The 11892-nt window shown below is 45.3% G+C and carries 10 protein-coding genes; 9 read left to right on the top strand and 1 reads right to left on the bottom strand.

All coding sequences use genetic code 11. The features are described 5' to 3' along the window. The 9 genes from Q0241_RS18450 to Q0241_RS18410 all read left to right on the top strand — a co-directional run. Nucleotides 1–412: hypothetical protein (locus Q0241_RS18450; RefSeq protein WP_299380496.1), on the top strand; the 412-nt coding region annotated here is incomplete at its 5' end. Further along, nucleotides 409–1539: a non-hydrolyzing UDP-N-acetylglucosamine 2-epimerase gene (wecB, locus tag Q0241_RS18445; RefSeq protein ID WP_299380495.1), complete on the top strand. Its 1131-nt coding sequence runs from the start codon at nt 409–411 to the stop codon at nt 1537–1539. The genes Q0241_RS18450 and wecB, both read left to right, overlap by 4 nt. 19 nt (nt 1540–1558) lie before the next feature. Beyond that, nucleotides 1559–2809, top strand: a complete 1251-nt coding sequence (locus Q0241_RS18440) for a hypothetical protein (RefSeq protein ID WP_299380494.1) — start codon at nt 1559–1561, stop codon at nt 2807–2809. Further along, nucleotides 2810–3799, top strand: a complete 990-nt coding sequence (locus Q0241_RS18435; protein ID WP_299380493.1) for a methyltransferase domain-containing protein — start codon at nt 2810–2812, stop codon at nt 3797–3799. It abuts the gene before it with no gap. Between the two features lie 153 nt (nt 3800–3952). Beyond that, a complete protein-coding gene (gene asnB, locus Q0241_RS18430; protein WP_299380492.1) occupies nt 3953–5902 on the top strand; it encodes an asparagine synthase (glutamine-hydrolyzing) in 1950 nt (649 codons plus the stop codon). Beyond that, complete coding sequence (locus Q0241_RS18425; RefSeq protein ID WP_299380491.1) at nt 5895–7043, top strand: glycosyltransferase; 1149 nt, start codon at nt 5895–5897, stop codon at nt 7041–7043. The genes asnB (Q0241_RS18430) and Q0241_RS18425 overlap by 8 nt, the downstream gene beginning before the upstream one ends. Next, nucleotides 7044–9005 (top strand): asparagine synthase (glutamine-hydrolyzing), encoded by a 1962-nt coding sequence (asnB, locus tag Q0241_RS18420; protein ID WP_299380490.1) that lies wholly within the window; start codon nt 7044–7046, stop codon nt 9003–9005. It begins immediately after the preceding gene. A 6-nt stretch (nt 9006–9011) separates the two neighbouring features. Further along, nucleotides 9012–10160 (top strand): glycosyltransferase family 4 protein, encoded by a 1149-nt coding sequence (locus Q0241_RS18415; RefSeq protein ID WP_299380488.1) that lies wholly within the window; start codon nt 9012–9014, stop codon nt 10158–10160. A gap of 144 nt (nt 10161–10304) precedes the next feature. Continuing rightward, nucleotides 10305–11330, top strand: coding sequence for an NAD-dependent epimerase (locus Q0241_RS18410; protein ID WP_299380487.1), 1026 nt, complete (start codon nt 10305–10307; stop codon nt 11328–11330). Between the two features lie 220 nt (nt 11331–11550). Here the strand turns inward: Q0241_RS18410 and Q0241_RS18405 are convergent. Further along, a partial coding sequence (locus tag Q0241_RS18405; RefSeq protein ID WP_299380485.1) for a pyrroline-5-carboxylate reductase dimerization domain-containing protein occupies nt 11551–11892 on the bottom strand: 342 nt, incomplete at its 5' end.

Raw genomic sequence — 11892 nt, 5'->3', positions numbered from 1 at the left:
GTTTCAAAAAGAAGAGGAACTCGCGGATCTCTATCGTGTTCTGAACACAAAAAATTACGAATTTTCGACATCCACAGTTCCGGTTAAGGCGCTTCACAACAAAGCACTATATCAAGTCAGTGGGTTGACTGAAATTCCTGTTGGTGGTGGCTACGACTTTCCGCTCACAATTTTGGACAGTTATTCTTTCCGTTATTCAAAGACATTTAAGTATGGCCCTCCTGATTATATTCACCAGATCAAGCGCCTGGGGGATTGGTTTTTGTCAGAAAAAAAACCTTATTTGCTCAACCTTTATGCAGACCCTTCTCAGGTGTACGATTGGCCGGAATTTTTTGATGTGATGAAACGTCTTGCTCCCTTTAATGTACCGTCATATGAAGCGCTTCTCGAACTGGTTGACATGAAATGAGTGCGGTTTTTGTTATTTTTGGTACGCGGCCAGAAGCAATTAAGTTGGCCCCTGTTGTATGGGCTCTGAAGTCTGCTTTGGGTGAAGATGCCGTCCGGGTTGTTAGTACCGCCCAACATAGAGAGATGCTGGATCAGGTTTTAGATTTATTTGGAATTAAACCTGACTACGATCTTAATCTTATGAGGGCCAATCAAAGTCTGAATGGCCTCTGTGCAGATTTGTTAAAAGGGTTGAATGATATCTTCTTGAAGGAGTGGCCAGCCCGTGTCGTTGTTCAAGGAGATACGACGACTTGTTTTGCTGGGGCTCTAGCTGCCTTTCATATGGGAATTCCCGTTGATCATGTCGAGGCAGGCCTTCGAACTGGGGATCTGCTTGCTCCTTTTCCAGAGGAAATGAACCGACGTTTTTGTGACTTAGTGAGTTCTGAGTGTTACGCTGCAACTGAAAAAGCGGCAGCAGCGCTGAGAGCTGAAAATGTCGACGAGCAAAAGATTCATGTAACTGGAAACACGGTAATCGATGCACTTTTGCAGATGCGAAACAATTTGCGAGCAAACACAGAAGTTACGAAAGAACTTGATGAGAAATTTTCATTTCTTAACCAAAACAAGAAATTAATACTTGTTACGGGGCATCGACGCGAGAGCTTTGGAGAAGGTATTCGCGGCATTTGCCGGGCACTGGTGGAAATCAGCGAGCAGCGATCAGATGTAGAAATATTCTATCCAGTTCACCTCAATCCCAATGTGAGGACCGCGGTTGAAGAGGTTATTGGTCAGCATACGGATAGAATATTTCTCGGTGAGCCTCTGGACTATCAAAGTTTTGTCTATCTCATGGATCGTTCGTACCTCATTTTGAGTGATTCGGGAGGAATTCAAGAGGAGGCACCGGCATTGGATCGCCCGTTGTTGGTTTTGCGCGAGAAGAGCGAGCGTATGGAGGCGATGGAAGCCGGAGTTGCTAAGCTTGTCGGTACTGAAACGAAGACTATTGTGCGAGAAGTCGTTACATTGTTAGACGATGTCTGCCTCTACAAAGAAATGGTCCACGCAATAAATCCCTTTGGTGATGGTCGGGCGGCCCAGCGGATTGCGGCTATCATTAAAAGCAAACTCTAAGTTTGGTGTGAGAGAAGCTTTGTCTAATCGTAAACTCTTTTGTTTTGGTTATTATTTCCCGCCTTCAAGAGCTCCTGAAGCAATTGTTTCTGCCAAGCGGACTGTTGGTTTAAGGGGTTGGGATGTTACCTTTACTGCATTTCAAATGGGCGAAGATGATCAGGAGTTGGCTAATTATGCGAACCGAAACTTTCATCGTATCGTGCGGCTTGTTCTTCCTTGGTGGGTCCGAGTAATTCCCAAACGTATCTTGACGCGTTTACCTATGCTGCCTGACTGGCTTGCTTTAGTTACCAAGTATGCTGTTAGAGATTTGAAATCTCTTGATGTTTCTGAAGCTCACGTCTTCATGACTTGTTCTCAAAGCCACAGCTCACACCTTGTTGGCTTGGAGGTGAAAAAATCTTACCCGGAGCTTCCTTGGGTTGCACATTTTTCTGATCCTTGGGCAAATAATCCTTACTTGGACCGTGTAAATGACAGAAAAAAGGCGAAAGAGAGGGAGCTGGAGGCAAAGGTTTTTCATAACGCAGATCTTTTGATTTTTACGTCCGAGGAAACGCGCGCGCACATAGCTGATAATTATCCGCATCACATTCGTTCAAAGATGAGAGTACTCCCTCACGCCTTTGATCCTAATATGCGAGAGGGTGGAGGACGCGCTGAGCGAACGCATATCGATGAAAATATGGAGAGGATTGTTGTCCGTCATATTGGAGCACTTTATGGGAAGAGGAGCCCAATAGCGTTCTTTGAAGCAATCGCTAGTCTCTTGCAAGAAATGCCTGAACTGATTAACGAAATTAGCTTTGAATTTATTGGGCCTATTGATGCCGAGTTTCGTATAGCCCTTGAAAAATTAGGTCTTTCTTCTAGGGTTATCGCTCTTTTCCCCCCAGTGAGTTATCTCGCATCTCTTAAGCTTATGCAGAGTGCCGATGCTTTGTTAGTAATTGATGCCCCTTCGAATGAAAATATTTTCCTACCAAGTAAGCTGATTGACTATATTGGTATCGGAAAGCCAATTTTGGCTCTATCATCCCCAGGAACTACGCGAACATTGGTGCGTGAATATGGGGGACGATTTTGTGAGCCTAATAATGTACAGAAAATCGTTCATGAACTTCGAATTTTCCTAACTGAACTTCGTGAGGGAGGTCAGTCGAGGAGGATGGTTAATGATGATGTTCGATCTCGGTTTCATGTTGATTGCGTAGGAAAGCTGCTACAGAGCTATTTGAACGAAGTTATATCTGAAAGTACTGAGTAGATGCACCCCAATCACCTCAAATATCTCCGCTGTCCTAAGACTGGTCAGACATTGTGTCTTCAGGATGAATGCCTTGAAAATGATAAGGTAAAATCCGGAACTTTGACCTCCCCCAGCGGAGAGACTTATCCTATCGTCGACTTTATACCTCGTTTTGTTGACTCAGATAACTATTCGGAGAACTTTGGTTTTGAATGGAAGCTACATTCTCGTACCCAGTATGACGATGATGCAGGCCATAAGATGTCTGAAGAACGGATTTTTGAGGTATCCGGTTGGGAGCGTGATTTAAGCGGGCAGGTTTTATTGGAAGCAGGTTCTGGTTCTGGCCGTTTTACAGAGCATCTCTTGAAAACCGGGGCTATGGTTGTTTCTTTTGATTACTCACAGGCGGTCGAGCCAAACTATGCATCCAACGGGCAGCATCCTAACCTGCTGTTGGTTCAAGGGAATATTTATGAAATGCCTTTTGAAAAGGCATTTTTTGATAAAGTCTTCTGTTTTGGAGTGCTTCAGCATACTCCCGATCCAGAAACCTCTTTTAAGTCATTGGTCCGTATGATGAAGCCGGGAGCGAAACTGGCAACCGATATCTATCTGAAAACAATAAAACGGTATTATCTGAATACACGTTATTGGGTACGTCCCTTTACGCGCAACATGGAATCAAAAAAACTTTATGATCGTTGTGTGGCTTACATAAATTTTATGTGGCCCTTGGCTAAGTTAATCCGGCGCATCCCCAAGATCGGTGAAGCCTTGAATTGGCGATTGTTGATTGCGGATTACTCCAAACAAATGCCACATGCAGATGATGCAACATTGAAGGAGTGGGCATATCTCGATACTTTTGATATGTTATCGCCCGCTTTTGATATTCCTCAGAGTCCGAAAACCTATACACGCTGGCATGAAGAGGAAGGGTTGAAAGATGTTAATGTGCGTCTTGGCCCTAATGGCGTTGTGGCTTCTGCTAAAAGCCCCGAGTGATAATAAGCGAAAACAAAATTGTATTTGGGAGTGGTTTTCTCACGCCTGTGCCGATAGATTTCTTATGCGTTGAGTTTTTCGGTTCTTACTTCTTTTTGCTACTGAATTAAAAGTGAGTAAATCAGCGGTTATGGTTTTAAGGATAATTGAACTGTGTGTGGAATAGCTGGTTTTTGGGATCGACCCGGTAAAACTGAAAAACAACTCGGCGAAATCGCTGGTGCTATGGCTCAGAGCATGTACCGCCGTGGTCCTGATGCCCAAGTTCAATGGACTTCAGCTGAAGCCGGTATCGGTTTGTCTCACGCTCGCCTCTCCATCATAGACCTTTCCCCCGCAGGGCGTCAGCCAATGCTTTCAGCTTGTGGGCGTTATGTTTTGGTCTATAACGGTGAGATTTATAACGCCGAAAAAATTCGTTCAGAACTACAACGCGAAATGGGGGGAGCCTGTCCGGCGTTTCGAGGGCATTCAGACACAGAGGTAATCCTTGAAGCTTGTGTACATTGGGGGCTTGAGAAAACGGTTGCCCGCATGATTGGTATGTTCGCTATTGCTTTGTGGGATCAAAGGGATCGGCGACTAACATTGGCGCGGGATCGTCTAGGAGTTAAGCCTCTTTATTGGGGGACACAGGGCGATCTTTTCTTATTCGGCTCAGAACTCAAGATCTTTAAACAGCATCCGGACTGGAAGGGTGAAATTAACCCTGACGCGTTAAGCTCTTACTTGCGTCTCAACTATATTCCGGCTCCTCTTGCGATATTCAGGGGGGTTCAAAAACTTGAACCTGGAAATATTTTGGTGTTGGAGCAGGGCCGTCGCCCTCGGATACACTGTTATTGGGATCTTCGTAAAGTTGCCCAGGCTGGATTGCGTGATCCGTTCTCGGATAATGAAATAGATGTGCTTGACCAACTGGATGAGTTGTTGAGAGATGCCGTCGGGAGCAGAATGATTGCTGATGTTCCTTTGGGGGCATTTTTGTCCGGAGGTATTGATTCCTCTACTGTTGTATCTCTGATGCAGGCGCAGAGTGCGAGACCGGTCCAGACCTTTTCCATAGGTATGGAGACCGAGGGGTATAATGAAGCCGAGCATGCAAAGGCGATTGCCAGGCATCTTGGGACGGATCATACTGAGCTCTATATCTCTCCACAGGATGCATTGAATGTTATTCCCAAGCTTCCTGATTATTATGATGAACCTTTTGCTGACTCTTCGCAAATCCCTACTTTTCTTGTATCTCAACTAGCACGTCAAAAGGTGACGGTCAGCCTTTCTGGTGATGGTGGGGATGAACTCTTTACAGGATACAATCGTTATTTTTGGGGAGACTTGATCAACCGTCGCCGAGGGGGGATACCCCCGTTTTTGAGGAAGCTCGGAACCCGGTCAATACGTCAACTCTCTGCAGACCGCTGGGATCAACTCTCCCGATATCTCCCCGCCAAAGCACGCGTGCCTCAATTGGGGCTTAAAGCGCATAAGGTTGCGGATATTCTGGCTATTGAGGACGAGGCAGCTCTCTTCAGACGGCTTGTGACGGTCTGGGATAATCCGAATGCAATGGTATCCGGGGCAGAGGAGTTGCAAAACATTCTGTGGGATAAGAGCCTTGCTGATGATGTTGCACCCTTTATGGAGCGCATGCAGGTTCTCGATGGAAAGACCTATCTTCCTGATGATATTCTGACCAAGGTTGACCGGGCGAGTATGGCTGTTAGTCTTGAGGCCCGTGTACCTCTTCTCGATCACCGTGTTGCCGAGTTTGCTTTCCGACTTCCCCGCCATATGCGTGTCCGAAATGGTCAGGGAAAATGGGCTCTTCGAGAAGTTCTTGCACGTTATGTACCGCGCGAGCTTTTTGAGCGTCCCAAAATGGGGTTTGGTATTCCTATTGGGAACTGGTTGAAGGGAGAGCTTCGGGATTGGTGCGAAGAGCTTCTGCGACCAGAAGCTTTGGAGGCTGATGGGCTGCTTGATGCGGCACCAATACGTGCAGTTTGGGAAAGGCATCTTGCTGGAAAACAAAATCATGAGGTCCAGCTTTGGACCGTTTTGATGTACCAGTCCTGGAGGCATAAGTGGTTGAATGACTAAAACCCACGAACTTGCGCCCAGATCTCTACCTCTAAAACTCTGTATTATGGGAGCTGCGAGCAGCCCGCATGTTTTAGCGCGAGCCAGAGTTTTTGATCAACTAGGTCATTCTGTACATCTAATCAGCCCAACGTCCGGGCCCGCAGATAATTCTCTAAAAGTCAGCTATACCTCTTTTGGAAGAGGGGTTGTTGGTAAGGTAAAAAGTCTGCTGACAACTTACTGGATACTGGTGCGAAGTGATGCGGATCTTTTTCATGCTCACTATGCGGCGGAGTATGGAACGTGGATTGTGGCTCTTATGAGAAAATGTCCTTTTGTTGTGACTGTAATGGGGGGCGATGTACTCTTTGATGAGCAAGGGACTCAGGGACATTTAGGGCGCTGGTTGACTGGATTTTCGCTTCGTCGGGCAGATTTGGTTACGGCGAAGTCTCACAGTTTAGCAAATCGTCTAATGGAGATGGGGGTTTCCAAAGAGAAAATAAAAATTGTTTATTGGGGGGTAGAGCCTGAGATTTTTTCATTCTCCGAAGAGGGAAGGTCTAAAGTCAGAGAAGAATGGGGAGTCGAAGAAGGTCAGAAAGTTCTCTATTGTCCACGCATGTTACAATCTCTTTATAACCAGCATCTTTTAGTTGAAGCCTTGCCTGCGATACTAAAAGAACATTCTCAAACAGTTCTGGTTCTTTCTACAATGGGAGAGAATGAAGTTTATGGGCAAAAAGTTCGGGGGCGAGTTCAAGAACTAAAACTCCAGTCACGGGTACGTTTTGTATCAGGGGTTCCACGAGAACAAATGGCGGGTGTTTATAGTGCAGCTGATCTGATAATCGCTATTCCATCATCCGATGGTATGCCTCAGTCTACTCTAGAATCCATGGCCTGTGGTCGACCTGTACTTATGAGTAATTTAGAGCGATATAAAGAGCTCTTTAAGCATGGTGAATCAGCCTGGTTCTGCGATCTTGATGCTGAAAAAATTACTGACGCTGTTTGTCATCTGCTGCAAGATCAAGAAGGCACGGCTGATATGGCTAAAGCAGGGCACGAGACAGTCTGGAGTTGTGCCAATTTTAATAATGAAGCGCGTCGGGTTGAAGAGTTCTATCACAAGCTGGTTGAAAGAAAAGCAGAGTAAATGTGTGGCATTGCGGGCTTTGCCCATAAAGAATTTTCCCCAGCACAGGCCGTTAAAGTTCTTGAAGCTTTTTCTGCTCGTTTGAGTCATAGAGGCCCCGATAACACGGGGTATTGCCTCTGGTCACAGGGTGGAAGTTATTCTGTTGGAGAATCAGCACAGAAGTTGAGTTCCGAAAGAATGGGGGTGGATATAGGCCTTATGCATCGCCGGCTCTCAATTCTTGATACTTCTGAGCATGGTCATCAGCCCATGGTCAGTCATGATGGTCGTTATGTCATTGTGCAAAATGGTGAAATTTACAACTATATTGAGCTACGGTCAGAACTTGAAAATCTTGGTTATTCTTTCGCTAGTCAATCGGATACTGAGGTGCTTCTCTACGCCTTGATTGAATGGGGGAGTAAGGCTTTTGCAAAGCTGATTGGTATGTTTGCCTTCTGTCTTATAGATAGGGTTGACCAAACTTTAATGTTGGCTCGTGACTTTTACGGTATTAAGCCGCTTTTTTATGCCACCACTGAAAAGGGGTTGGTTTTTGCTTCTGAGATTAAGGCGCTGTCAGCTTTCCCTGAGTTGAAACTTCAACCAGATCTCTTTTCCTTGCGAGATTATTTGGCTCTGGGCTTGGTTAATCACAATGAGAGATCTTTCTTTTCTGGTATTAAGTCTTTACCGCCTGGACATTGTTTGAAGATTTCTCTGGGACGTTCCTTGGCACCAGAAATCTCATCATTCTTGGCACCAAAGCAAGCCCGGTTGAACAGAAAAGAGATCGGGTTCGTAGAAGCTTCGCAGGAGCTCAAAGAACGTTTCCTTCGTTCTGTCGAGTTGCATATGCGAAGTGATGTCGGATATGGGGCTCTGCTGTCAGGTGGCGTGGATTCCAGTGCGATTGTAGCTGCAATGCGCTTAGTTGGCGGCGAACAGCTTGATCTTAGAACCTTTACTTATGCTGCTCGTGGTGAGAGCTGTGATGAGGAGGCTTATGCCGATCTGGTTATCAATAAGGTTGGTGCAAACTATAAGAAAGTACTGCTTTCTTCCAATGACGTGGTGCAAAATCTAGAAAGGCTTATGCGTTTTCAGGACGAGCCTATTGGAAGCACGAGTCTGTTTGCGCAGTATCGCGTCTTTGAGGCTGTGCATAACGACGGATTGAAAGTCGTTTTAGATGGTCAGGGAGCTGATGAAATACTCGGAGGCTATACGCCTTATTATACCGCGGCGCTTGCTGGGTTTATCCAGAAAGGAGAATGGGGTAGAGCCTGTAGTCTGATTGGTTATCTCAGGCATAACGGTCGCCTCTCCCTGTCTAATCTTCTCTTACGTACTCTAACGCGATTGGCGCCTGATTTTGCTGGGCAAATGATTTATCAAAAGCACGCGCAGGGTGGTGTGAATGCTGCGATCGACTGGCAGTGGTTCGAGAAGATGGGAATTTCGGCTGACTATGGAAAAACGACAGGTCTTGCGTCGTCATTGGATAGCGCTCTGGACTTGGATTTCACATCTCTCAATCTTCCGGGACTTTTACGCTATGAAGACCGCAATTCCATGGCTCATTCCCTGGAAAGTCGCGTGCCGTTCTTGTCTCCAGAGATTGTCGGTTTTGTACAGAGTTTACCGGAAGAGTATTTGATTTCTCCTGACGGTGAAGATAAAGCGCTCTTCAGGGCAGCCATGCGTGGGATAGTACCGGACGAAATTCTTGATCGAAAAGATAAAATTGGCTTTCAGACCCCAGAACAAGCCTGGTTTAAAGAATTAAGTGGCTGGGTAGAAGGGCGTATCAATAGTGATAGTTTTCGCGCTTTACCCTTTCTTGATGTGGCACAGGCCACCCGTTCTTGGGAGGAGGTAAAGCGTTCCGGCAATGGATTCCCACGCGCAGTTTGGCGTTGGATCAATGTTGCACAGTGGGCAGAGGCACACGATCTTGATTTTGAGAAGAGTGTTTAGAACGTGATGACCGGATTAAATACATCTAATTCTCTGGTTTATGTTTCTTTTGAACCTCTGCGCGAGGGGCATGCCTCATACACGCATGTTTGCGAAGTGGTCGAGGGGCTGGAACGCTCCGGGTGGAACGTCACACTCATGACGCCTCAATATCGGGGAAAAGGGCTGCCGAGTATTACGGCACGTATATTTTCGCTCTTCAATCTTTGGTGGCGGGTACTTTTCACTGAAAAGCCCGATGTTTACTATGCGAGAATGCACTTTGCGGGATTTGTCATTGCTTTGATTGCATCTTTGCGCTCAGTACCGTCCATTGTAGAGGTTAATGGGCCCTACGAAGATCTTTACATCGCATGGCCATTCGTTCGCCGCTTTCGCGGTCTTTTTGATTGGATGATGACCGGGCAGTTGAAACGGGCGAAAGGGATAATCTCTGTAACCCCTGGCTTGCAGAGGTACTGTCGCGCCAAGTTAGTTGATAAGGATGAACACGTTTCATATGAGGTAATCACTAACGGCGCAAATATTTCGGAGTTTTTGAAATTATCTGAATTGCAACCTAGGAGGCTGTCATTTGAGAGTGAAATTACACAGCCCTATGCCGTTTTTTTTGGAACATTTGCCCGATGGCAAGGAATTCAGGCAATTCTTGAAGCTGCATCGTCATCTAATTGGCCAAAAGGATTGAATCTTCTTCTGGCTGGGGATGGCGCTATGCGTGGTTCTGTCGAGAAATATGCTAAGAGGTATGAGCATATTCGGTACATTGGACGTGTTGCTTATAATGAAATTCCCTATCTTATAGCCAATGCGCAGATCGGTTTTGCTTTAACTGAGAACATTGATCAAAGAGGACTTTATGGCGCTTATCCTCTTAAACTATTCGAAACGCTTTCTTGTGGGGTTCCTGCGGTAGTCAGTGAGATGGATGGACAAGCAGATGTCATTCAAGAGGGGGATTGTGGCATTCTCGTTCCTCAGGGGGCCGTGACAGATATTGTGAAGGCAGTTTCAAAGCTGCACGATGATCCTAAAGTCGCTATGCAAATGGGCAACCGAGGTCGTGCGCTTGTCCATCGCAAATACGCTTGGTCCAAAATAGCGGAAAGAACAGACATATTTATAAGGAGGATCATCGAAGTACCTAAAGGTTGAGGTTTTCGGTGAACTGACAATCAAACATATTATGCAATCAGTATATTATTTATGTGTGTAGATATGTACGGCTTGTCTCTTGGTTTGTAAGAGTGCTAGAAAATCCACGAACTTGAGGTTTCTCTCTAATAATCGGATGTGATAATGAGCAAAAAGACCTACGTAATTACTGGTACTGCAGGTTTTATAGGGTTTCATCTTGCAGAGTTTCTGTTGTCACAAGGCCATGAGGTAATTGGGGTTGATATTGTTAGTGATTATTATGATGTTTCTCTAAAAGAAGCTCGTTTATCCAACCTTTTTAAGTTTGAAAATTTTATTGAAAAACGTATTGATCTGGCCGACTGGCCTGCAGTTGAACAGGTGTTTAAAGACCATCGACCTGATATTTGTGTGAATTTGGCGGCGCAGGCTGGGGTACGTTACAGTCTGGAAAATCCAAGGGCCTATTTACATTCAAATGTTGATGGGTTTTTAAATATTCTAGAGGCATGCAGGCATTACCCTGTTGAGCATCTAGTCTACGCTTCGACTAGTTCAGCTTATGGGGCTAATACCAGTATGCCTTTTAAAGTCTCAGAGAGTGCCGAGCATCCAATGACACTTTATGCTGCGACGAAGAAATCCAATGAGATGATGGCGCATGCGTATTCGCATCTATTTAACATTCCAAGTACTGGAATGCGTTTTTTTACTGTATATGGCCCATGGGGGCGTCCTGATATGGCGCTCTTTATGTTTACACGGGATATTATAGCCGGAAAACCAATCAATGTTTTCAACAAGGGTAATATGCAGCGTGACTTTACGTACGTTAAAGATATTGCCGAAGGTATAAGGCGCTTGGCTGATGTTCCCCCAGGCCTCGATCCGTGTTGGGATAGCAATAATCCAAACCCAAGTACGAGTGGTGTCGCTCCCTATCGAGTTGTAAACATTGGTAATACTCGGTGCGAAAAGCTTATGCGGTATATTGAAATATTAGAAGATAAATTGGGAAAAAAAGCCCAATACAATATGCTTCCAATGCAAGATGGCGATGTTCCGGCCACATGGGCAGATGTTAGTGAGCTTACTGAAATTACCGGGTATCAGCCTTCGACGACTATTGAAGAGGGTATTGGTCATTTTGTCGATTGGTATAAGTCTTATTATAGAATAAACTCATAATTCTATAATAAGAGGAAGTATTATACCCAACACCATACCCAGCCAGCCTTTAGCAACGTGTGTCCATCGTTCTACTGTCTGATATAGGAAATGGTAAGTTTCGCGTAGAGATAGGCTCACCTCTCATTCAGGAAATTTTGACCTTAAAAATACTGAGCTAAATCGTTTGGACCAACTCGTCTGATCTAATTCATCAGGATTAGATCGTATAGAATGATGTCTATTCCCCAAGCTTTTTATGCACATGTTCCAGAGCATGATCCCAGGCGGTAAACCCCTGTTCCTTCTTTAGAAGATTTAACCCTTCAAGAGTAAATGTCCCTTCTGTGGCAATTTCATTGGTGATGGTGGTGAGTTTTTGATCTTCTTTTTGCAGGGCGTAGGCGGTTGCGCCTCTTATGTTGTGTAGAATAATGTTACGGGCCTTGTCTTCGGGAAGGCCTTTTTCTTCCAGCCAATTTGTCATTGTGCCAAAAAACTCATAAAGCCATCCGTTCATACAGGATGTTGTTAGAGCCAGATCAAAATCATGTTCGGAATCAAAGCTTATTGGAGTACCTGT

Origin of the sequence: uncultured Kiloniella sp. (genome assembly GCF_937128705.1) — a bacterium.
Lineage (GTDB): Bacteria > Pseudomonadota > Alphaproteobacteria > Kiloniellales > Kiloniellaceae > Kiloniella.
The sequence above is the reverse complement of the archived record's forward strand: the minus strand, read 5'-3'. Positions and strand labels throughout refer to the sequence as shown.

Excerpts from the sequence above, each read along its gene's own strand:
- wecB (WP_299380495.1), top strand. The coding sequence starts at position 409 with ATGAGTGCGGTTTTTGTTATTTTTGGTACGCGGCCAGAAGCAATTAAG.
- Q0241_RS18435 (WP_299380493.1), top strand. The coding sequence starts at position 2,810 with ATGCACCCCAATCACCTCAAATATCTCCGCTGTCCTAAGACTGGTCAG.
- Q0241_RS18425 (WP_299380491.1), top strand. The coding sequence starts at position 5,895 with ATGACTAAAACCCACGAACTTGCGCCCAGATCTCTACCTCTAAAACTC.
- asnB (WP_299380490.1), top strand. The coding sequence starts at position 7,044 with ATGTGTGGCATTGCGGGCTTTGCCCATAAAGAATTTTCCCCAGCACAG.
- Q0241_RS18415 (WP_299380488.1), top strand. The coding sequence starts at position 9,012 with ATGACCGGATTAAATACATCTAATTCTCTGGTTTATGTTTCTTTTGAA.
- Q0241_RS18410 (WP_299380487.1), top strand. The coding sequence starts at position 10,305 with ATGAGCAAAAAGACCTACGTAATTACTGGTACTGCAGGTTTTATAGGG.